At 62.1% G+C, this 21,652-nt stretch carries 20 protein-coding genes and 1 pseudogene; 15 read left to right on the top strand and 6 right to left on the bottom strand.

The annotated features are described in order from the left end of the window. Positions 1-36: 36 nt before the first annotated feature. The 3 genes and pseudogenes from HX807_RS02885 to HX807_RS02875 form a co-directional block, all read left to right on the top strand. Positions 37-2,238, top strand: a complete 2,202-nt coding sequence (locus tag HX807_RS02885; RefSeq protein WP_102368020.1) for a cation-translocating P-type ATPase — start codon at positions 37-39, stop codon at positions 2,236-2,238. Further along, positions 2,235-2,636, top strand: a complete 402-nt coding sequence (cueR, locus tag HX807_RS02880; protein ID WP_177049187.1) for a Cu(I)-responsive transcriptional regulator — start codon at positions 2,235-2,237, stop codon at positions 2,634-2,636. Before HX807_RS02885 ends, cueR begins: the two co-directional genes overlap by 4 nt. A 213-nt stretch (positions 2,637-2,849) precedes the next feature. Next, positions 2,850-3,059, top strand: a pseudogene (locus tag HX807_RS02875) (MerR family DNA-binding protein); the annotation flags it as partial. A gap of 145 nt (positions 3,060-3,204) precedes the next feature. On the opposite strand, the gene HX807_RS02870 reads toward HX807_RS02875, so the two are convergent. Continuing rightward, entirely contained in the window at positions 3,205-4,104 is a 900-nt protein-coding gene (locus HX807_RS02870; protein ID WP_008438985.1) for a PA4780 family RIO1-like protein kinase, read from the bottom strand. Between the two features lie 151 nt (positions 4,105-4,255). Next, a complete protein-coding gene (locus HX807_RS02865) occupies positions 4,256-5,533 on the bottom strand; it encodes an acetyl-CoA C-acetyltransferase (protein WP_087693751.1) in 1,278 nt (425 codons plus the stop codon). Positions 5,534-5,647: 114 nt separating this feature from the next. Here HX807_RS02865 and HX807_RS02860 point away from each other — a divergent pair, with 114 nt between their 5' ends. From HX807_RS02860 to HX807_RS02840, 4 genes are all read left to right on the top strand, one after another. Further along, on the top strand, positions 5,648-7,000 hold the full coding sequence (locus tag HX807_RS02860; RefSeq protein ID WP_177049185.1) for a 3-oxoacyl-ACP reductase: 1,353 nt from the start codon (positions 5,648-5,650) through the stop codon (positions 6,998-7,000). A 2-nt stretch (positions 7,001-7,002) separates the two neighbouring features. Further along, positions 7,003-7,851 carry a MaoC/PaaZ C-terminal domain-containing protein gene (locus HX807_RS02855; RefSeq protein ID WP_177049183.1) on the top strand — a complete coding sequence of 283 codons (849 nt, stop codon included), beginning with the start codon at positions 7,003-7,005 and terminating at the stop codon, positions 7,849-7,851. A 292-nt stretch (positions 7,852-8,143) separates the two neighbouring features. Further along, entirely contained in the window at positions 8,144-9,844 is a 1,701-nt protein-coding gene (locus HX807_RS02845; protein ID WP_218174032.1) for a collagen-like triple helix repeat-containing protein, read from the top strand. A 175-nt stretch (positions 9,845-10,019) separates the two neighbouring features. Continuing rightward, positions 10,020-11,705 (top strand): ShlB/FhaC/HecB family hemolysin secretion/activation protein, encoded by a 1,686-nt coding sequence (locus HX807_RS02840; RefSeq protein ID WP_177049179.1) that lies wholly within the window; start codon positions 10,020-10,022, stop codon positions 11,703-11,705. A 115-nt stretch (positions 11,706-11,820) separates the two neighbouring features. Here HX807_RS02840 and HX807_RS02835 read toward each other — a convergent pair whose 3' ends face one another. Together HX807_RS02835 and HX807_RS02830 are read right to left on the bottom strand one after the other, a co-directional pair. Then, a complete protein-coding gene (locus tag HX807_RS02835) occupies positions 11,821-12,228 on the bottom strand; it encodes a response regulator (protein ID WP_102605225.1) in 408 nt (135 codons plus the stop codon). 66 nt (positions 12,229-12,294) lie between these two features. Then, positions 12,295-12,486 (bottom strand): Flp family type IVb pilin, encoded by a 192-nt coding sequence (locus tag HX807_RS02830; RefSeq protein ID WP_102605224.1) that lies wholly within the window; start codon positions 12,484-12,486, stop codon positions 12,295-12,297. A 314-nt stretch (positions 12,487-12,800) separates the two neighbouring features. Between HX807_RS02830 and cpaB the strand changes: the two genes are divergently transcribed. From cpaB to HX807_RS02790, 8 genes are read left to right on the top strand one after another with little or no spacing between them, the layout of a single operon-like run. Beyond that, on the top strand, positions 12,801-13,736 hold the full coding sequence (cpaB, locus tag HX807_RS02825; RefSeq protein ID WP_177049177.1) for a Flp pilus assembly protein CpaB: 936 nt from the start codon (positions 12,801-12,803) through the stop codon (positions 13,734-13,736). 20 nt (positions 13,737-13,756) lie between these two features. Beyond that, positions 13,757-14,980, top strand: a complete 1,224-nt coding sequence (locus HX807_RS02820) for a type II and III secretion system protein family protein (protein ID WP_177047661.1) — start codon at positions 13,757-13,759, stop codon at positions 14,978-14,980. After that, positions 14,977-16,167, top strand: a complete 1,191-nt coding sequence (locus HX807_RS02815) for a pilus assembly protein (RefSeq protein WP_177049175.1) — start codon at positions 14,977-14,979, stop codon at positions 16,165-16,167. Before HX807_RS02820 ends, HX807_RS02815 begins: the two co-directional genes overlap by 4 nt. Next, on the top strand, positions 16,164-17,435 hold the full coding sequence (locus HX807_RS02810) for a CpaF family protein (RefSeq protein WP_003212907.1): 1,272 nt from the start codon (positions 16,164-16,166) through the stop codon (positions 17,433-17,435). The genes HX807_RS02815 and HX807_RS02810 overlap by 4 nt, the downstream gene beginning before the upstream one ends. 11 nt (positions 17,436-17,446) lie before the next feature. After that, the gene (locus HX807_RS02805; protein WP_003212908.1) at positions 17,447-18,331 is read left to right on the top strand and encodes a type II secretion system F family protein; all 885 of its coding nucleotides are present in this window, start codon (positions 17,447-17,449) and stop codon (positions 18,329-18,331) included. A 1-nt stretch (position 18,332) separates the two neighbouring features. Further along, positions 18,333-19,217 carry a type II secretion system F family protein gene (locus HX807_RS02800; RefSeq protein WP_102605221.1) on the top strand — a complete coding sequence of 295 codons (885 nt, stop codon included), beginning with the start codon at positions 18,333-18,335 and terminating at the stop codon, positions 19,215-19,217. 11 nt (positions 19,218-19,228) lie between these two features. Further along, a complete protein-coding gene (locus HX807_RS02795) occupies positions 19,229-19,951 on the top strand; it encodes a tetratricopeptide repeat protein (protein WP_177049173.1) in 723 nt (240 codons plus the stop codon). 22 nt (positions 19,952-19,973) lie between these two features. Continuing rightward, positions 19,974-20,246, top strand: coding sequence for a DUF3613 domain-containing protein (locus HX807_RS02790; protein ID WP_003212913.1), 273 nt, complete (start codon positions 19,974-19,976; stop codon positions 20,244-20,246). Here the strand turns inward: HX807_RS02790 and HX807_RS02785 are convergent. Next, positions 20,243-21,031, bottom strand: coding sequence for a response regulator transcription factor (locus tag HX807_RS02785; protein WP_003212915.1), 789 nt, complete (start codon positions 21,029-21,031; stop codon positions 20,243-20,245). The genes HX807_RS02790 and HX807_RS02785 overlap by 4 nt on opposite strands. 114 nt (positions 21,032-21,145) lie before the next feature. Continuing rightward, positions 21,146-21,631, bottom strand: a complete 486-nt coding sequence (locus HX807_RS02780; RefSeq protein ID WP_003212917.1) for a prepilin peptidase — start codon at positions 21,629-21,631, stop codon at positions 21,146-21,148. Between the last annotated feature and the right edge of the window lie 21 nt (positions 21,632-21,652).

The raw sequence follows: 21,652 nt of genomic DNA, 5'->3' as shown, positions 1-21,652 counted from the left end.
TTGATCCTAGGGGCAATCTCTCCTGGAGTACTGCCCATGAACGGATCCACCACCTTCGACCTGCCGATCAGCGGCATGACCTGCGCCAGCTGCGCCGGGCGGGTTGAACGGGCACTGGGCAAAGTGCCCGGGGTGCAAAGTGTCAGCGTCAACCTGGCCAACGAACGCGCCCACATTGAAGTGCTCGGCCAGATGGACCCCGGCGTCCTGATCGCCGCCGTCGACAAGGCCGGCTACACCGCCACCCTGCCCCAAAGCGAAACCGCCACCCAGGCCAGCCAGGAACAACGCCTGAGCCATGAACGCTGGTCGCTGCTGCTGGCAATTCTGCTCGCCGCGCCGTTGGTGCTGCCGATGCTGGTGCAACCGTTCGGGCTGCACTGGATGCTCCCGGCCTGGGTGCAATTTGCCCTGGCCACCCCGGTGCAATTCATCTTCGGTGCGCGCTTCTATATCGCGGCCTGGAAAGCCGTGCGCGCCGGAGCGGGCAATATGGACCTGTTGGTCGCCATCGGCACCAGCGCCGGTTACGGCCTGAGTATCTATGAATGGCTCACGGCGTCCGCCGGCACAATGCCCCACCTGTATTTCGAAGCCTCGGCGGTGGTGATCGCCCTGGTGCTGCTGGGCAAATATTTGGAAAGCCGCGCCAAGCGCCAGACCGCCAGTGCCATCCGCGCTCTGGAAGCCTTGCGCCCCGAGCGGGCGATTCAAGTAATCGACGGCCGCGAGCAGGACGTCGCCATCACCGCCCTCAAGCTGAATGACCTGGTGCTGGTCAAACCCGGCGAACGCTTCCCGGTGGACGGCGAAGTGGTCGAAGGCCAAAGCCACGCCGACGAAGCCTTGATCAGCGGTGAAAGCCTGCCGGTGCCGAAGCAGCCTGGCGACGCAGTCACCGGCGGCGCCATCAATGGCGAAGGCCGGCTGCTGGTGCGTACCCTGGCCCTCGGCGCGGAAAGCGTGCTGGCGCGGATCATCCGCCTGGTGGAAGACGCCCAGGCCGCCAAGGCACCGATCCAGAAACTGGTGGATAAAGTCAGCCAGGTGTTCGTGCCGGTGGTGCTGGTGCTGGCCTTGGCCACGCTGGTCGGCTGGTGGCTGTATGGCGCACCGCTGGAAGTCGCGCTGATCAATGCGGTGACCGTATTGGTGATCGCCTGCCCTTGCGCCCTTGGCCTGGCCACACCTACCGCCATCATGGCCGGTACCGGCGTTGCCGCCCGCCACGGCATCCTGATCAAGGACGCCGAAGCCCTGGAGCGCGCCCATGAAGTCAGCGCCGTGGTGTTCGACAAGACCGGCACCCTGACCTCCGGCGCACCAAAAATTGCGCACCTGGCCGCCATTGACGGCAATCAAGGGGCGCTGCTGCAACAGGCCGGCGCGCTGCAGCGCGGCAGTGAACACCCATTGGCCAAGGCGGTGCTGGATGCCTGTGCCGAACAAGGTTTGAACGTCGCGGATGTCAGCGCCAGCCAGTCCCTTACCGGGCGTGGCATTGCAGGCACCCTAGATGGCCGGCAACTGGCGCTGGGCAACCGTCGCCTGCTGGAAGAAACCGGCTTGAGCACCGGTGATCTCGCCGACTCGGCCAGTGCGTGGGAGGCCGAAGGCCGCACCTTGTCCTGGCTGATCGAGCAAGGCCCGCAGCCCCGCGTGCTGGGTTTGTTTGCCTTCGGTGACACGCTTAAACCGGGCGCCCTGCAGGCGATACAGGCACTCAAGGCTCGGCATATCAGCAGCCACCTGCTGACCGGCGATAACCGTGGCAGCGCCCGCGTGGTCGCCGAAGCCCTGGGCATAGATGACGTGCACGCCGAGGTGTTGCCTGCGGACAAGGCGGCTACCGTCGCCGAGCTGAAAAAGACCGGCGTGGTGGCAATGGTCGGCGACGGCATCAACGACGCACCGGCCCTGGCCGCGGCCGACATCGGCATCGCCATGGGCGGCGGTACCGACGTGGCGATGCACGCGGCAGGTATTACCCTGATGCGCGGCGACCCACGGCTGGTGCCGGCAGCCCTGGAAATAAGCCGCAAGACCTATGCGAAAATTCGACAGAATCTGTTCTGGGCCTTTGTGTATAACTTGATCGGCATTCCGCTGGCGGCGTTCGGCCTGCTCAACCCGGTGATGGCTGGCGCGGCCATGGCCCTGTCCAGTGTCAGCGTGGTGAGCAACGCACTGCTGTTGAAAACCTGGAAACCCAAGGACCTGGAGGACGAGCGTCCATGAACATCGGCCAAGCAGCACGCCAAAGCGGCCTGAGCGCGAAGATGATTCGTTACTACGAGTCCATCGGCTTGCTGAAAGCCGCCCATCGCACCGACAGCGGCTACCGCATTTATAGCGCCGATGACTTGCACACCCTGGCGTTTATCAAGCGCTCGCGGGACCTGGGGTTTTCCCTGGAAGAGGTCGGCAAGTTGCTGACGCTGTGGCAGGACCGGGGACGCGCGAGTGCCGACGTCAAGGCGCTGGCCCGCCAGCATATCGATGAGCTGAACCAGAAGATCCTCGAGCTGGGGCAATTGCGCGATACGTTGCAAGACCTGGTGGAACACTGCCAGGGTGACCATCGGCCGGATTGCCCGATTCTCAAGGAGTTGGCGTCGGGCAGTTGTTGCACCTGAGCAAGTTTAACCAGGCATGCACGGAACCTAATGTGGGAGCGGGCTTGCTCGCGAATGCGGAGTGTCAGTCAATACATCAGTTGACTGAACCAGCGCTTTCGCGGGCAAGCCCGCTCCCACATTTGGATATCCACTCGCCGTTGGATCACTGCATCCAGGGCGGCGGTGGCGGCTCTTCCGACGCTTTGCTCGGTGGCGCATCGTCTGCCGCACGAGTTGCTGACCCTCTGGCAGGACCGTGGCCGTGCGAGTGCCGACCTGAAGGCGCTGGCCCGCCAGCATATCGATGAGCTGAACCAGAAGATCCGCGAGTTGGGGCAATTGCGCGATACGGTGCAGGACTTGGTGGAACACTGCCAGGGTGACCATCGGCCGGATTGCCCGATTCTCAGGGAGTTGGCGTCGGGCAGTTGTTGCACCTGAGCAGGTTTAACCAGGCATGCACGGAACCTAATGTGGGAGCGGGCTTGCTCGCGAATGCGGCGTGTCAGTCAATACATCAGTTGACTGAACCAGCGCTTTCGCGAGCAAGCCCGCCCCCACATTTGGATATCCACTCGCCGTTGGATCACTGCATCCAGGGCGGCGGTGGCGGCTCTTCCGACGCCTTGCTCGGTGGCGCATCGTCTGCCGCGCGAATCGCCTGGCGACGCTCTTCATCGAGCCGCGCCGCTTCGATCTCGCGGATAACACCGCCCACGTCAGCCAGCTCTTCCGGTTCGTCGAACTCGCCGGTCAACACACTGGCCGGGTGCAGAGTGCCGGCTTCATACAGCGCCCACATCTCCTTGGCGTACTTGGTCTTCTTCAATTCCGGGGCAAAGCGCCCGAAGTAGGAAGCCATGTTGCCCACATCCCGTTCCAGCATGCTGAACGCGTGGTTGTTGCCCGCGGCATCCACCGCCTGAGGCAGGTCGATGATCACCGGGCCCGTCGGCGTCAGCAGCACGTTGAACTCGGAAAGGTCACCGTGCACCAGGCCGGTACACAACATCAGCACGATCTGGGTAATCAGGAAGGCGTGGTATTCACGGGCCTGGTCCGGCTCCAGCGTCACGTCGTTCAAACGTGGCGCCGCGTCGCCGTATTCATCGGCCACCAGCTCCATCAGCAGCACGCCTTCGAGGAAGTCGTACGGCTTGGGCACGCGAACGCCCGCACCGGCCAGGCGAAACAGCGCCGCTACCTCAGCGTTCTGCCAGGCGTCTTCGGTTTCTTTCTTGCCGAACTTGGAGCCCTTGGCCATGGCCCGGGCCTGACGGCTGTTGCGGACCTTGCGGCCTTCCTGGTATTCGGACGCCTGACGAAAACTTCGTTTATTCGCCTCCTTGTAGACCTTGGCGCAACGTAACTCGTTGCCGCAGCGCACCACGTAAACAGCTGCTTCTTTACCACTCATGAGTGGGCGCAGCACCTCGTCGACCAGACCGTCCTCGATCAGGGGTTCAATGCGTTTAGGAGTCTTCATCAGCTTTTATTGTGGGTCCTTTATTACCAAACACGCGTATGGCACTCGTTATACGGCAATCCTCTCGCCGCGGGGAGAGGGTACCGACCTTTGACCGCTTAAGAATGCATCCAATATGCCAAATTGACCGGCGGCCCGATCATAGCCGAGATCAGCGCTCAATAATCGCGGTGACGCCCTGGCCCCCGGCGGCGCAGATCGAGATCAGGCCCCGGCCCTTGCCGGCTGCGTCCAGCAGCTTGGCCAGGTTGGCGACGATACGCCCGCCCGTGGCAGCAAACGGATGGCCGGCGGCCAATGAGCTGCCCTTGACGTTCAAGCGGCTGCGGTCGATAGAGCCCAGCGGTGCGTCCAGCCCCAGGCGGGTCTTGCAGTATTCCGGATCTTCCCAGGCTTTCAGTGTGCACAACACTTGGGCAGCAAAGGCTTCGTGAATCTCGTAGTAATCGAAGTCCTGCAGGGTCAGGCCATTCCTCGCCAGCAGGCGAGGCACGGCGTACACCGGCGCCATCAGCAGGCCTTCGGCGCCGTTGACGAAATCCACCGCCGCCGCTTCGCCATCGCGCAGGTAGGCGAGAATCGGCAAGCCGCGCTCCTTGGCCCAGGCTTCACTGCCCAGCAGCACCAGCGAGGCGCCATCGGTCAGCGGCGTCGAGTTACCGGCGGTGAGGGTGCCCTTCTCACTGCGCTCGAAGGCGGGCTTGAGGCTGGCGAGTTTTTCCAGGGTCAGGTCGGGGCGCAGGTTGTTGTCGCGGGTCAGGCCAAGAAAGGGCGTGAGCAAATCGTTTTGCCAGCCTTCGGCGTAGGACGCGGCCATTTTCTGGTGGCTTTCCAGCGCCAACTGATCCTGCTCGGCGCGGGGTATCTGCCAGGTCTGCGCCATCAATTCGCAATGCTGGCCCATGGACAACCCGGTGCGCGGCTCGCCGTTGCGCGGCAGCTCCGGCTTGAGGTGATGGGGACGAAGTTGTAACAAGACTTTAAGTTTATCCGCCATGGATTTGCTGCGATTGGCTTGCAGCAGGATTTTGCGCAGGCCCTCATTCACCCCGATAGGCGCGTCGGACGTGGTGTCGACGCCGCCGGCAATCCCGCTTTCGATCTGCCCCAGCGCAATCTTGTTCGCCACCAGCAACGCGGCTTCCAGCCCCGTGCCACAGGCCTGCTGAATATCGTAGGCCGGGGTTTGCGGCGACAGGCGCGAGCCCAGCACGCACTCGCGGGTCAGGTTGAAGTCGCGGGAATGCTTGAGCACCGCCCCGGCGGCCACCTCGCCAATACGCAGGCCGTGCAGGTTGTAGCGTTCGATCAGGCCTTCGAGGGCGGCGGTCAACATCGCCTGGTTGCTCGCCGTGGCGTAAGGGCCGTTGGAGCGGGCGAAGGGGATGCGGTTACCGCCAATGATCGCTACACGGCGCAATTGAGTCATGGAAAGCTCCCTTGAGGTTATGGGGTGAATCTCTGAGCCTAGCCTAGGCTCAATCGAACGACTTTCACCTATTGATGGTCCACCGTTTGAACCCCAGCACTCGGAGAGCGTTCCATGTCTGACCGTTATATCGACTTCGCCAACTCAAGCCTCGGCCATCGCCTGGTCGCCGCCATTGGCCTGCCGTCACCGGTACGCCTGGAACGCTGGCAGGCCGGACGCCTGCGCCCGGTGGAGGGTGCACTGCTGATCGGCGGCGGCCCGCTGGCGACAAAAATCCTGCCGTTCGCCAACAAGCTGACCGACGCTATCTATAGCTACGGCACCGAACCGTCGGCGGCAACCACCTGGATTCCCGGCCACGGGCCCAAGCTCAAGGCCGTGGTATTCGACGCCAGCGAGTTGCAGCACACCGATCAACTCAAGCAGTTGCGGGAATTCTTTCAGCCGTTGATGAAGAACCTCGACCACAGCGCGCACCTGGTGATCCTTGGCCGCGCCCCGGAAAGCCTCGGCGACCCGTTTGCCGCCAGTGCCCAACGGGCCCTTGAAGGCTTCAGCCGGTCGCTGGCCAAAGAGCTGCGCAGCGGCGGCGTCCTGCAATTGCTGTACGTGGGCGACGGGGCCGAGGATCAATTGGAGGGTGCGTTGCGGTTCTTCCTCTCGCCGAAAAGTGCCTATATCTCCGGCCAGGTCATTCGCCTGAACCCTTGCGCGACCCAGGTCGCGGACTGGACGCGCCCACTCGCCGGGCACAAGGCCCTGGTGACCGGCGCCGCCCGCGGCATCGGTGCCTCGATCGCCGAAACCCTGGCCCGTGACGGTGCCGAGGTGATCCTGCTGGACGTGCCACAAGCCAAGGCCGACCTCGATGCCCTGGCCGCGCGCCTGGGCGCCCGCAGCATCGCCCTGGATATCTGCGCCGAAGACGCCGCCACCCAACTGATCGAACACCTGCCGGACGGCATCGACATCGTGGTGCACAACGCCGGCATCACCCGCGATAAAACCCTGGCCAACATGACGCCGGAATATTGGGACGCAGTCTTGGCGGTCAATCTCAACGCGCCGCAAGTGCTGACCAAGGCGCTGCTGGACAGCGGCACCCTGCACGACAACGGTCGCGTGGTGCTGCTGGCATCCATCAGCGGCATCGCCGGCAACCGCGGGCAAACCAACTACGCCGCGAGCAAGGCCGGGCTGATTGGCCTGGCCCAGGCCTGGGCGCCGTTGCTCGGTGAGCGCGGGATCAGCATCAATGCCGTGGCCCCCGGTTTTATCGAAACCCAGATGACCGCACACATTCCCTTCGCCCTGCGTGAGGCCGGGCGCCGTATGAGCTCCCTGGGCCAGGGCGGCTTGCCCCAGGACGTCGCCGAGGCGGTGGCCTGGCTCGGCCAGCCGGGCTCGGGCGCGGTGAGCGGGCAAGCGTTGCGGGTGTGCGGGCAAAGTCTATTGGGAGCGTAAGCATGGAGTGGCACACATTAGGCAGCACCCCGTTCCTGCCGCCGCTGTATTGGCGCGCGGCACTCAAGCGCAAGATCACCGGTACCACGTTGCCGCAACAAGGGCTGCGCTGCCGGGTCAGCGTTAACCCCAAGGATGTGGACGCCTATCGCAAGGTCTGCGGGTTTGCCGAGAGCCCGGTACTGCCGGCCACTTATCCCCATATCCTGGCATTCGGCCTGCAGATGCAATTGCTCACTGACAAGGCATTTCCTTTCCCGCTGCTGGGATTGATCCACCTGAGCAACCGGATCCGCATCCTGCGCCCGTTGGGCGGTGTGAGTGACCTGTCCGTCGGTGTCTACGCGCAGAACTTGCAGCCCCATGCCAAGGGCGCGACCTTCGATATCGTGACCACGGTCGAGGATTCACTGGGGCTGCTGTGGGAAGCCGAAAGCCGAATGCTCTGTCGTGGGGTGAAACTCGATGGCGCTGCGGCGGACAATACCCTGCAAGCCTCCACTAACGTAAGCGAGCTGACCCGTTGGAAAGCCCCCGCCGATGTTGGCCGCCGCTACGCCCGGGTGTCCGGCGACTACAATCCGATTCACCTGAGTGCCCTCACTGCCAAGTTGTTTGGCTTCCCCCAGGCCATCGCCCATGGGTTATGGAACACGGCACGCACACTGGCCGCACTGAGCGAACATTTGCCTGCGGCCAATATCGAAATAGACGTCGAGTTTAAAAAGCCGGTGCGCTTACCCAGTGAAGTAACCTTATTGACAAGTGCCGCCGGCTCCAGTGGCGAGTTACAACTAAAGGGCGCCGGGGATATTGAACACATGACGGGGCGTTGGCGGCCAATCTCCTGATAAATTGTATATATACACCCTAAGTTATAGCGGGCTATCGATAGCCCGCCATCTTTATTAACCCCATGATTTTAAACACCTCGCAACGTCTACACCCTCCCCCACTACACCCTTGGTATTAGTCGCTAAGCAGACTAACTCTATCTGTATATAAATCGTTAATACCAAGTTGAGCATTGCGAGATAACGCACCCGGGTCTGTTATAGCCACAACGGACGAATGTATCGCTGTCTTTAGAAACAGCGAACTTCGATAACAGCAAAGGCTGTACCTGGTGCAAGGAACTCAATCATGAAAACTCAAGTCGTGTTGTGGAAAGCAAGTACCGCGCTGGCCCTGATTCTGGCAGTTAGCCTCGGAGGCTGCAGCAGCGGTGGTGGTGGTCATCACAGTAGCGTCGCGGCGTCATCTCCGGATGCTGGCAGTGGCAGTGGTACTGGCGGCGGAACGGGTGGCGGCACTGGCGGTGGCACCGGTGGCGGCACAGATGGAGGTACTGGTGGCGGCACAGGTGGTGGAACCGGCGGAGGTACTGGCGGTGGCACCGGTGGCGGCACCGGTGGCGGCACCGGCGGAGGTACTGGCGGCGGCACTGGTGGCGGCACCGGCGGCGGCACTGGTGGCGGCACCGGCGGTGGCACCGGCGGCGGCACGGGTGGTGGCACCGGCGGCGGCACTGGCGGTGGCACAGGTTCGACCACTCCTCTGGTCACCGGCCAGGTAGTGGGCGCTGTAGGCGGTGTCGTCGGTAATGTCGGCACCGCGGTGGGCGACCTGGGTACGACCCTGACCACTGTGCCAATTGTCGGTACTACCGCTGGCGGGTTAGTCACCGCAACGGGCACTGCCGTCAACAGCATCGGCAGCGGCCTGACTAACGGCCTGGGCACCCTGGGCACCAATAGCAACGCCTTGGGCACCACCGTTGCCGGTGTGGCCGATGGCGTGGCCGACCTGGGTACCGGCGTGTCCAACACCGGCAAGTCCCTGGGCACTACGTTGGGCGGCATTCCCGTGGTCGGAGGCTTGACCGGCGGTGTAGGCGGCGCGGCAGGTGGCCTGGTCGATAAAGTCGGCCAAACCGTGACCATGCTTGGCGACACCTTGAGCACGGCCAGCACCACCGGGCCACTGGGCGGCTTGACCAATACGGTGGGTAAAAGCGTACTGGTACCCGTCGTCTCTCTGGTGGAAAACACCACGGGTAACCTGGGCAATAAGACAGGCCTGGGCAACCCGGTCGGTGGCTTGATCGATAAAGTGGGCGCCACTGTCACCGGCCTGGGTGGCCAGGTGGCAAGTGCCGGCGGTGCAGGCAACCCAGTCGGGACACTCGTCGGTGGCGTGTTGACTGGCGTCGGCACCACCCTTGATAAATCGAGTGGCTACGTCAATCCGGCAACCACGACCCCGCAATCGGGTCTGCCTGAGCTGGTCGGTGGCCTCGTCGCCAACGTCGGCAACGGCCTGAATATCGGCAACACCAATGGCACTGTCAGTGCTGCGGGCGTAACCGGGGGTGCCGTGGGCAACACCGTCGCGTCCCTCGGCACCCTGATTGGCGGCAACGGCGTAGCCAACACCGGCGCCACGGCTCCGGTCGCGGGGCTGGCGACCAATGTCGGCGCCGCACTGAACCCAGTGACGACGGGCGTTGCCGGGCTGACCCAAAACATCGGTACCAGCACGGGTATCGGCGCACCGGTGAACGGCCTGGTGACCCAAGTCGGCGGCGCAGTCAGCGGTCTGGGCACCAACCTGACGGCAGCCAATGCCAACCCGATCACCAACGCCGTAGGCGGTACCCTGAATGCAGTGGGTAATACTGTCGGCTCGGTGGGTGGCTTGGTCACCGGAGGTACCAGCAGTAGCGGTGGCGGCCTGCTCGGCGGCTTGAACGTGGGAGCCAGCGCCTCCGCCGGAGGCACTGCAAACGCAAACACCGGTGGTGGCCTGGGCGGCTTGCTCGGCGGGCTGACCGGCAAAAAATAGAATTGCACCTGGCCATTAGACGGCCTCCCCTCCAGCGCCTACGCTTGGTTGAGACGAGAGATTCCAATGAGTCTCTCGTCTTTTTTATTGGCCAGTGAAAGGCCCTCCCGAAACGCGCCCCAGAGCCCGGCGGGAATCCGCGAAACGCTGCTGCAGTTTGACCATGGAGTGTCCTATGCGCGCCTTGACGCCTTTGTTTCTACTCACCCTGATTGCCGCCAGTGTCCACGCCGAGACACTGCCCAGTTTCCTCAACAGCAACGACACTATTCGCAACCTGCCGGTGCCCAACCTCCCCGCCGACGCCTATCGCCCGGTCACGCCACAGACCCAACTGCCCGAGCCGGCGGCAACCCAGGGCCAGCCATTGTTGATGGACACCAAAGTGACCATCCGCAAGCTGCAAATCGACGGCGGCACGATCTACCCACTCAAGGACGTGGCCCAGGTTTTCGAGCCGCTGATTGGCCACGAAACCACCCTCGCCCAACTGATCGAAGCCACCCGCGGCATCACCCGCCGCTACCAGCAGGACGGCTACCTGTTGTCCTACGCCTACCTGCCCGACCAGCGCTTCGAAAACGGCCTGGTGCATGTGGTGCTGGTGGAGGGTTACATCAAGGATTACAACCTGAAGGGCGACATCGGTTCAGTCTCGGCCTACGTCGACAAGCTGGCGGCCAAGCTGCTGGGTGAACGCCCGCTGACCCGCAAGACCTTCGAGCGCTACACCACGCTGATGGGGCGTATCCCGGGTGTGACACTGCAGGCACAAGTACCGCCACCGGGCACCACCGATGGCGGCACGCACATGCAGATCCAGGCCAGCCGCAAGCCATTCACCACCAGCATGAGCCTGGACGAAGACAACCGTAGCGGCACGCAGGCGCTGCTGGCTGCCACCAGTAACTCCCAGACCTCGATGGGCGAGCAACTGAGCCTCAGCGGCCTGTTCCCGCCAGGCAAGGACGACGAGCATTACTACCGCCTGGGCTACAGCCAGTTCATCAATGCCGAAGGCAGCCAGTTGGTGCTCAACGCAGAACGTTATCGCGCCGACCCCAACAGCAATGTGCAACTGGACGGTGGCTTCGAGCTCAAGCCGCACCAGGCGATTGACCGCTACTCCATCGGCCTGTCCCACCCCTTGATCGCCTCCCCCACCGAGTCATTGACCCTCGGCACGCGCCTTTACGCCGTGGACCAAACCACCCGCTATCAACTCGTGGGCTACCCGCTGCGCTTCGACGTGGAAACCGACCTGCGAGCCCTTGCGTTCGAGGGCGACTGGCGCAAGTCCGACGACCGCCAACTGCGGATTCTCAGCGCCGGGCTCTACCAGGGAATCAACGGCCTGGGTGCACGTACCCACAGCGATATCGAAGGCACGCAGCCGGACCTGGAATTCTTCCGCCTGCGTCTGTCGGGGGTACAAAGCAACAAGTTCTTCGACCACTGGCAAGGCGTGGCATCGGGTGCCTTCTACTGGAGCAACGACACCCTGCCCGACAGCGAACGCGCGACGTTCGGCGGGCAGAGTTTCGGGCGTGGTTACCCGGATGACCAGGGCTCGGGCGACAAGGGCTGGGGCGTGGCGTATGAGGTCAACTACAGCTTCAACCGCAGCGGTGAGTGGGTAAAAATCCTGCAGCCGTACGTGGTGCTCGACAAGGCCAAGACCTGGTTCAACGAACTGCCAGCCAAGGGCAACAACATGTCATCGGCAGCGGTGGGCCTGCGCTTCGGGGATAACAAGTACTACAACATCGCGCTGGAAGCGGCCAAGCCAATGTCGGATATCGCCCTGGACAGCTTCAATCGGCGGCCGCGGTATACGCTGAGTTTCAGCTACCAACTCTGAACCCTGTGGGAGCGAGCTTGCTCGCGAAGAACGTCCAGACAACGCGGGGAACCAGACTGCCCGCGTTATCGTTGACGTTTTTCGCGAGCAAGCCAGCTCCCACACAAGCTCGCTCCTACATCAATCTGATCTTGGGGATGGGGAAGAGGTTGTTGAGGGTGTCGATCAAGCGCACCAGATAGATCGGCTTGCGGAACAGGTCCAGCACCTGCAGGCGCAGCATGTCACTGACATCATCCATCTCGGCGTGGCCGGACATGACGATCACCGGCAAGTGCTGGCGAGCGGTGTGTTCGCGCAGACGCTTGATCAAGGAAATACCACTTTCCTCGGGCATGCGCAGGTCGGTAATCACCAGTGCGATATCGGGGTGCAGGGTCAGCTCTTGCAAAGCAAAGGTGACCGAGGTCGCGGTAAAACAGACAAAGCCCTCATTCTCCAGCGACTCAGCCAGTTCAATGAGGGCGTCCTCTTCGTCATCCACCAAAAGGATTTGTTGCCGGGGAGGCGAAGAGGAGTTCATGTGGAAATGCCTGATACGCAATAGATCATTCAGCGGAACCTGCACGTGTTTGCGCGAGTACCTGGGTCAGGTATGAATGGCGCCTTGTATCGAAGTAAATACGTTGGTTACCGCCGTCTTGATGGGTGTAATAAAGGCAGCCAGCGCCACGGCAACCATCGCCGCAACCAGTGCGTACTCGATACCCGATGCGCCCTCTTTGGAATAGAAAAAAATCTGGACTTTGATGAAACCCATGCGAATAAGATCAAGGAACATAATGACTTCTCCTTTGCGCCCACGGCGCTGGTATCGCGGCATCACAAAAATGATTTCGGTGTGCCACTAGAGCATTGTCAACAAACCCCAGACCAACAACTGTAAGAACTGATTAATCACAAAGTATTAGTCGGCCGGCTGACGCCAAAAATCCCACTTTCGCAGAGGTTTCTGGAGATATTTTTCGCCCGGTAATGGCGTTTTGTCTTAGCTGAACTACCTTCAAATAGCGAAATAGTTAGAAGCTTGAAGCGATTGGATACGCAAGCATTTGTGGGAACAGCAGTGGATGCAGCAGGAAAGGGAGAGCCTTCATGAACAGTCGGATTAGCTTGATCCTCGCCGGGCTGCTGTTGGTAGGTGCACTGATTGCAGGCTACTGGGGCCTGGTACTCAGCCGCCCTGCCGCTGTCGCACCGCCCGTGCCCCAAACGCCTGAAGTCGTGCAACCCGTCGCCGAAGACCAGACACGCCAACCCGTGGTGGTGCTGGCCCATGACGTTGCACCGTTTGTTGCGCTCACCGCCGCCGACCTGACCCTGGAAAAACTGCGCACGGTTCCCGCCGGCAGCCTCACCAGCCTCGACCAGGCCGTGGGCAAGATCCCGTGGCGGCCGCTGTCGGCCGGGACCTGGCTGACCGAGGAGAGCTTCAACTCCGGCGGCACCCTGGCGCGAATGATCCGCCCTAACGAACGCGCGCTTGCCGTCGCCGTGGATGAAGTGATCGGCGCCAGCGGGCAACTCTCCCCGGGGGACTATGTGGACGTCCTGCTCTTCCTGCGCCAGGAAGCCAGCAACCCGCAGCAGTCCGCACAAATCGTGGTGCCCGCCTTGCGCCTGCTGGGCGTCGGCGATCAATTGGGGCTGACCAACGACGGCAAGCCCGGCTCCGTGCCACCGACCACCCCCGACGAAAAACTCAAGGCGCAGCAGAGTCGCGCCAGCGCGCGCACGGTACTCCTCGCCGTACCGGAGGAGCTCCTGAGCCGGCTGATGCTCGCAGCCCAGTCCGGCGTACTGCGCCTGGCTGTGCGCAGTGCCGACGAACAACTGCTGAGCCAATACTGGGCCGGTGAAACGGAGTCCGCGACCCACCTGGAAAACACCCGGCGCGAGCTCTACCAGTTCAACCAGCTGGCCTTCAGCACAGCGCCCGTCAACGGCCTGAGTCCCGCTGGCAATGGTGCGCCAAGGCGTTCAGGCGTCGAAGTAATACGTGGCAATCAGGTTACCCAACAAACGCCCTGAAAGAGCTAAGGATGCCTTGAATGAGCAGTCGTTTCGTGTGGTCTTTTTCGCGAATTTTCTGGGCACTTCTCACCCTGAGCCTGCCCGTCGGCGTTGCACTGGCAGCACCCGGCAACTGCACGGGCCTGGGCCAGCTGCCGGCGGTGCTGGAGGTGGGTGAAGGCGCTCAACAGGCTATCCAGTCGCCGGTGCCGATTACGCGGCTGGCCATTGGCGATCCGAAAGTGGCCGATGTGCAGGTCAACGGCAACCAGGCGTTCCTGCTCACCGGCATCGCCTCGGGCACCACCAGCCTGATGGTCTGGACGGCCTGCTCCAGCAGCCCGCGCCAAAGCATGGTGTTCGTCAAGGGCAAGGCCACGTCGGCCCTGACCAGCCTGGCCCTGGCGCCGTCCGATGACCCGACGCTGCCCAGCCAGGTGCAAACCGACATCCGCTTTGTGGAAGTGAGCCGCACCAAACTCAAGGAGGCCAGCACCTCGATCTTTGGCCGGGGCGGCAACTTTCTGTTCGGCGCCCCGAACAATGTTGCCAACGCGGCGGCCACAGGATTCCGTGGGCTCCCGGTGAACAACGACACCTTCAACATTGGCTTTGGCGGCGGGCGTGTCTCGGCCATGATCAACGCCCTGGAAAGCAGCGGCTTTGCCTACACCCTGGCCCGGCCGAGCCTGGTGGCACTCAGTGGCCAAAGTGCGACCTTCCTCGCCGGTGGTGAAGTACCGATCCCGGTGCCCAGCAGCGGCAGCAACAGCATCTCCATCGAATACAAAGAGTTCGGTATTCGCCTGACCCTGACCCCGACCGTCATCGACCATGGGCGGATTTCCCTGAAGGTCGCGCCAGAGGTCAGTGAGCTGGACTACAGCAACGCGGTCAACATCCAGGGTATCTCCGTGCCGGCGCTGACCATCCGGCGCACCGACACCAGCATCTCCCTGGCGGACGGCGAAAGCTTCGTGATCAGCGGCCTGATCAGCACCAACAACAGCTCCAACGTGAGCAAATTCCCGGGGCTGGGCGACATCCCGGTCCTCGGTGCGTTCTTTCGCGACTCCAGCATCAATCGCCAGGAAAAAGAGCTGCTGATGATCGTCACCCCGCACCTCGTGCAGCCCTTGGCGGCCAACGCCCAACTGCCCTCGTTGCCTGGGGAAAAACTGCGCAATTACGACCCGAACTGGTACCGCCTGTACTTCCTCGAAAACGGCAATTTCGACCGCCGCAGTGGACTGTCCGAATGAGTGAGAGCCTGAGCCAGACCTTTTTGGCAATTACACGCAACACCACGGATCTGGAATGGCTTCAGGGCGCGCTCGCGCCCCTGGGGCAAGTGGTCAGCGCCGGTGCCGGCAGCCTCGACGAGCTGTTGGCACTGGTAGACGTGACGTTCGCCAACCTGGTGTTCATCGGCCTGGACCGGGAACACGTCACCACCCAGTGCGCCCTGATCGAAGGTGCCCTGGAAGCCAAGCCGATGCTTGCCATCGTCGCCTTGGGCGATGGCATGGACAACCAGCTTGTACTGAACGCAATGCGCGCCGGCGCACGGGATTTCGTGGCCTACGGCTCGCGCTCCAGTGAGGTTGCCGGCCTGGTTCGGCGCCTGAGCAAACGCTTGCCGGCGGTCACCCCGAATACCCATCTAGGCGGGCTGACCGTGCTCTACGGCACCCAAGGCAATGCCGACGGCGCGCTGATCGCCAGCCACCTGGCGCTGGTGGTACAAAAAAGCGGGCAGCAAACGCTGTTGCTCGACCTGGGCCTGCCACTCGCTGACAGCCTCGCACTGCTGGGGCTGGAGAGTTCTTTTCATTTCGGCGACGCCCTGCGTCACTTGCGGCGCCTGGACTCAACGCTGATCAACAGTGCCTTCACCACGGCCGAAGCCGGTCTGCGCATCCTCGCCTACCACAACAACGACGAGCTCCTGGAGCGTACCAGCGCGGCCGAGCTGTACATGTTGCTCAGCGCCCTGCGCCAGCACTTCCAGCACATCGTGGTGAACCTGACCGGCCAACCCGACAGCGAAGCCTTGCGCACCTTTGTCAGCCATTGCGACAAACTGCTGTGGTGCACCGACCAAAGCGTGCCGGACTGCCGCCGCAACCTGGCCGTACTCAATCTGTGGCGAGAAAAAGGCATGAAACTCGACCATGCCCGCCTGCTGGTAGACCGCTACCTCAAGGGGGCCGCCCCGGACTCGGAGGCACTGGGCAAGAGCTTCGGGCTGGAGGTAATCGCCGTACTGCCCTGGAGCCCGGAAGTGCGCCTGAGTGCCAAGAACCAGGCCCAGACCCTGTTCGCCCTGGCCCCACGGGAAGCCCTGACACAGACGTTGCGCAGCTTGGGCGAGCGCCTGGCAAAACGCTCCGAGGGCCTGGAAAAACCCTCCACCAATTGGCTCAACCGCCTTCTGGGGACCAAATGAACGGCGAGAAGCTGTTTGGCGTCGCCCCGCGCGGCAGCGTCGGCAACACCGATCACGACGGCCTGAAGCTGGTGCTGCATCGCTACATCATCGATGCCATCGAGGATTCGGGAAAAAATCTGCTGGAAGGCACACGCCAGTCCCTGGCGCAGTTTGTGATCGACAAGGTGGCCGAATACATCACACGTATGCACCTGGCGATTTCCCGCTATGAGATGGAGCGCCTGGCCGAAGAGATCGTCGATGAGCTGACCGGTTTCGGCCCGCTGGAAGTGCTGCTGCGCGACCCGACCGTCACCGAGATCCTGGTCAACGGCCCGCACCGGGTATTCGTCGAACGCGATGGCCTGCTGCAACAAAGTGACTTGCGCTTCATTGACGACCACCATGTCGAGCGGGTCATGCAGCGCATCCTCGCCCCCCTGGGACGCCGGCTGGATGAGTCGTCGCCGATGGTCGATGCGCGCCTGCCCGATGGCAGCCGGGTCAATGCGATCATTCCGCCGATTGCCCTGGACGGGCCGTGCCTGTCGATTCGAAAGTTTCGCAAGGACATGCTTAAAAGCAGCGACCTGGTGGCCATGCAAACCATCGACCAGGCCATTTTCGATTTTTTCAAGGAAGCCGTCGGCAAGCGCTGCAACATCCTGATCAGCGGCGGTACCGGCACCGGTAAAACCACACTGCTGAACATTCTCAGCCAGTTGATCAACCCCCGCGAGCGCCTGGTCACCATCGAAGATGTGGCCGAGTTGCAACTGGGCCATCCCCACGTTGTGCGCCTGGAAACCCGCCCACCCAATGCCGAGGGGCATGGGGAAGTGAAGGCCAGTGACTTGATCCGCAACGCCCTGCGGATGCGACCCGACCGGATCATCCTCGGCGAGATCCGGGGCGTGGAAGTCATCGATGTGTTGACCGCCATGAACACCGGTCACGACGGCTCGATGAGTACCGTGCACGCCAACAACGCCCAGGACGCCTTGCTGCGCCTGGAAACCCTGGTGGGCCTGACCGGCCGGGTCGTCGCGGAAAAAACCCTGCGGCAAATGATCTGCGCGGCGCTGGATGTGGTGATCCAGCTGACGCGCCTGCCCGATGGCCGCCGCTGTGTCAGCGAAGTGGTGGAAGTGGTGGGCATCCGCGAAGACGTGTACGTCACCAACACCCTGTTTCGCCACGACAAGCGCACCGGCTTTGGCTTCCTGCGCGAAGCGGTCAACCCGGCCGGTGACAAGTTGCGTCACGAAGGTCACCTGCCGGTGTAGGAGGCAACCCGATGATCGGTCCGATTCTGCTCGCCCTGCTCGCCGTGGCCCTTCTGGTGCTGGGGATAGGCCTGATGCGCAACGGTTTGCGCAAGGCCCAGACCGACCGGGTATTGGAACGCCTGGCCGAAGGGCAACCCCAGGCCATGAAAGACAACGCGGTGACCACCAGCCTGGAACGCACGTTTATCCGTGCAGGCCTCGGCCGGCCAACCGAGCGCCTCGGCCTGTGGCTGACCCTGTGGGCCTTTGGCGCCCTGCTGGGGGGGCTCGTGGGCCAGTGGATAGGCTTGTTTGTGATGGTGGCGGCACCGCCCTTGGCACTGCGCCTGTACATCGCCGTACGCTACCAGCGGCGGCTGCGCCGGATGATCGAACAACTCCCGCAATTGCTCGATCACGCCGTACGCAGCCTGAAATCCGGACGCACCCTGGCGGACGCCATCCTGAGCGGAATCGATGCCAGTGACGACCCGTTGAAAAAGTCCATGGGCCGTATCAAGCGCAATGTGCAATTGGGTGTCAGCCTGCCGGAGGCCGCTCATGACTATGCCGAGTTTTATGAACAGGATGAATTGCGCCTGTTTGCCCTGGGCCTCAAGGTCAACCACCGCTACGGCGGCAACGCCAGTGAGCTGCTGGAAAACCTGATCAAGATGATCCGCGAGCGCGACCAGGGCGCACGGCAATTACGCGCCATGACCGGTGAAACCCGGGTGACCGCGCTGGTGCTGGCGGTACTGCCTGTGAGTGTCGCGGGCTACTTCCTGCTCGTTAATCCGACGTACCTGATGGCCATGTGGGATGACCACAGCGGCCAACGCCTGATGCTCGGTGCGTTCGCTTTGCAAGTCATCGGATGCGTGGCGCTGTGGCGCATGTTGCGGAGTATCTGAGATGGCGATACTGATCAGTGCCGTATTGTTTCTTGCCGCGTTATCACTGCTGCTGGCGAATATCCTGAGCAGTCGTCGTCAACAACGCGTGGTCGCCCAGCGGCTGCAGGGCGAGCCAGGCCGTAATGACAAAATGAGTGAGTGGTTGCACCAGTTGGGCAGCACCCGGATCGGCCAGCGCACCATCAGCCTCGATAACGAAACCCAAATCCTGCTCAACCGCATGGGCTGGAGAAAAGCCAGCCAACGCTCGATGTTCGCCGCTTGCCAGATCGGTTCACCGATAGTTTTGCTGGGCCTGACCGCGATGACACTGGAGCTGTTCTTTCCCGGCACCGAGCATGGGTGGGTGATCTCCCTGCTGGGCCTGATCATTGGCTACTTGCTGCCCAAGCGAATACTGGTGGCACTCGCCAAAAGGCGCCAGGGGAAAATCTCCCGGGAAGTAGCGACCTTCATCCCCCTGGTGCGCATTCTGTTTGAGTCAGGCATGGCCGTGGAGCAAGCGCTGCGGGTCATGGCCTACGACGCGCAAAAGTTGCTGCCGGTACTGACCGCCGAACTGCGCCTGGTGCTGGCACGCGTCGATTCCGGGCTGGAACTGGGGGAGGAATTGAACAAGGCCAGCCAGATGCTGGACGTGGATGAACTCAGCGACACGTGCCTGATCCTCCAGCAACTTCTGCATCAGGGCGGCGGGGCGATGAAGTCGCTGCAATCGCTCAAGCAGTTGCTGGATGACCGGCGCCTGACCCGCCTGCAGGAATACATTTCCAAGATGTCCGCCAAAATGTCCGTGGTGATGATGCTGTTCCTGTTTCCCGCATTACTGATCGTATTGGCCGGCCCTGGCTTTATCGCCATCGCCAAAGCCTTCGTGCCTTGAGAGGACATGCAATGAAGACATTGATGGTCGCCTGCAGCCTGTTGTTGTTGAGTGGTTGCGCCAGTAACGGGCAACTGCCGTGGGCGGGTTTCAGCGCGCAGGGCAGTTGTGCCAAGCCCAACTCCGATCAGGAGTTATCGCTGAACCTGGCCGACGACATGGCCAACGAGGGCAAGCTGCACGCCAGCTTGGCCAACCTGCAAAACCTGCCGGACAACCTGCCCCAGGTGCGCCAGCGCCAGGCCAAGGTGTACCGCCTGCTGGGCCGCAGCGAAGCCGAACCGTTGTACCGCAGCCTGCTCGGCACCTGCATGGCTGCCGAAGGCGAGCACGGGCTCGGCCAGCTGGCAGCGGCCAGGGGAGACAACGGCCAGGCCATGGCGCACTTGCAACGCGCGGCCAGGATGTCGCCCACCGATGAGAAAATCCGCAACGACCTGGGCGTGGTGTACCTCAATCAACGGCGCCTGGAAGACGCGCGCTTCGAATTCCTCACGGCGATGGAACTCAAGCAGAGCGACCAACTGGCCGCGCTCAACCTCGTGACGCTGATGATTTACCAGGACAACTGGGAACAAGCCGCACAAGTGGCCAACCGCATGGGCCTGAGCCCGGAACAAGTGACGCAAGCCCAGGCCCGGGCGCAGCAACTCAAGGCGCCCGTCTCACCGACGACAGCGCCAAAAGATCAGGTCGCAACCGTAGGCGACGTGCTGCAAGCGCCGGTCAAATAGGTCTCTGAAGGGAGTACACACGATGAAACTCACACTGCTCGCCACGCTGCTGTTCGCCAGCCTGCCGCTGACGGTGCTGGCTATTGAGCCGGGGCCTTCTTCGCCACAGCAAAAACAGACCGAAGGCTGGCTGCAACTGCAGGTCAGTGGCGAACGGGCGTCTTCCACCCCGCAAAAGGCCACGCCCGCTGAACGCGACCTGGCCATGCAACGCCTGCTGGACAGTTACAAACACACTATTCCTGAGTACTACGACCAGAAACTGGGCGGCAACACCCCAAGCGGCAGCAACTAATGCGCAGTGACGCGCTGGCGCGCCGCAGAATTGTTCGGCGATAACGCCAGCGCCAACTGGGTTCGGTTGTGCATATGGGTCAGGCGCAGCACCTGGGACACGTAGAGTTTCACGGTGTTTTCAGTGATGCCCAGCTCACAGGCAATCTGGTAGTTGGTCTGGCCCTTGCCTACCAGCCTTGCAACATCCAGTTGGCGGGGCGACAACTGATTGAAGATCGCCGGTATTTCAACCCGGTCAGTGTCGCTGACTTCACCCTCGGCTTCAGTCGACAGGCCGGATTGCGGACTGCTGCGCACCTTGTCGAGGTCATGATAAAGGTCATCGATGGACGCCGAGAGAAACTGCAGCTTCTGGTTCAGGTGCCCCAGGTCGAGATCTTTCTGCCGGTCCTGCAGCGCGACCACCTGGCGTTGCAACCCTTCGAGCAGCTCGCCCAAATTGATCGGCTTCTGGTAGTAATCGGCAATCCCGGCGCGCAAGGCCTTGATCACGTCCTGCTTGTCTGCACGCCCGGTCAGCATGATGGCCTCAAAGACCCGTTGCTTGCCGGCCAGGTGTTGCAGGGCCTGGACCAGTTCGATGCCATCCATCTCGGGCATATGCAGATCGCACAGCACCAGGCCGATCTCGGCATCGTCGCGAAAACGCTCGATGGCTTCCTGGCTGGATGCGCAAGGGACGCAACGGTAACCGTTGCTTTCAAGAAATTCGCAAAGCTCTTCCACGATCAAAGGCTGATCGTCCACCACGAGCACTTTCACTTGAGAGGTAAGCTTGTTCACGCGCTACTCCATGCCTGGCAAGCAAAAGGACCGATGTATCCATTCCGACCATTTTTCCTATACAACTTACCCATAAACGTAGACGTACTTTCCTACTATGTACATAGCGATACCCTACGTGGCGACTAATGGGATCCAAAACCAGGACAGGCAAAAACCGATCAGTAAAAACGGCACGAACGGCTGCCTGGCCGAATGTGCCGGATCAAGGTACTGCAAGGTATTCCTAAGCCCTTGATTCATCAGCGGCCACACCCTGGGCGCCAGCAACAGCCAGGCTGCGCTCGCGAGGCCGGCGCCGATAAAAGTGCCCAGTACGTAGAGGTAGTCGGTTGCCAGCCCCAATGCCGCGATCAGCTTCACGTCACCGGCGCCCAGGCGGCCCAGCGCGTACCCCGGCAGGGTGAACAACAACGCCAGGACAAAGGCCACACCGCCCTCGACAGCCGGTGCACCGAGCCAGGTCGTACCGCTCCAGAACAGGTAACCCAGCGCCAGCAAGGCTGCGCCGAGGGTCAAACGGTTGGAGACCTGACGTAGACGGATATCTTGCACAGCGCACAGCGCGAGCCAAACGACCAGGACGAGGCTTTGAATCACGTAAAAAAAATCCCTTTTTGC

Origin of the sequence: Pseudomonas sp. D8002, from assembly GCF_013385695.1 — a bacterium.
In the GTDB taxonomy this organism is placed as follows: Bacteria; Pseudomonadota; Gammaproteobacteria; order Pseudomonadales; family Pseudomonadaceae; genus Aquipseudomonas.
The sequence above is the reverse complement of the archived record's forward strand: the minus strand, read 5'-3'. Positions and strand labels throughout refer to the sequence as shown.